Origin of the sequence: Herbaspirillum sp. LeCh32-8, assembly GCF_017814915.1 — a bacterium.
Lineage (GTDB): Bacteria > Pseudomonadota > Gammaproteobacteria > Burkholderiales > Burkholderiaceae_D > Herbaspirillum.
In genome coordinates, this window is the sequence record NZ_JAGIPZ010000042.1 from 1 (window position 1) to 207 (window position 207).

Genomic DNA, 207 nt, shown 5'->3' on the forward strand with positions numbered 1-207 from the left:
TGGCGTCCCCACGGGGATTCGAACCCCGGTACTCACCGTGAAAGGGTGATGTCCTAGGCCTCTAGACGATAGGGACATACACTGCTCTACCTGCGTTGCTTCAAACCACACTACAACGCCGATATAAAATCTGGCGTCCCCACGGGGATTCGAACCCCGGTACTCACCGTGAAAGGGTGATGTCCTAGGCCTCTAGACGATAGGGAC

The 207-nt window shown here is 56.0% G+C and carries 2 tRNA genes; both read right to left on the bottom strand.

Annotated elements, in window-relative coordinates:
- Positions 1-76, bottom strand: a tRNA-Glu gene (locus J8I26_RS22595).
- A gap of 55 nt (positions 77-131) precedes the next feature.
- Positions 132-207, bottom strand: a tRNA-Glu gene (locus J8I26_RS22600).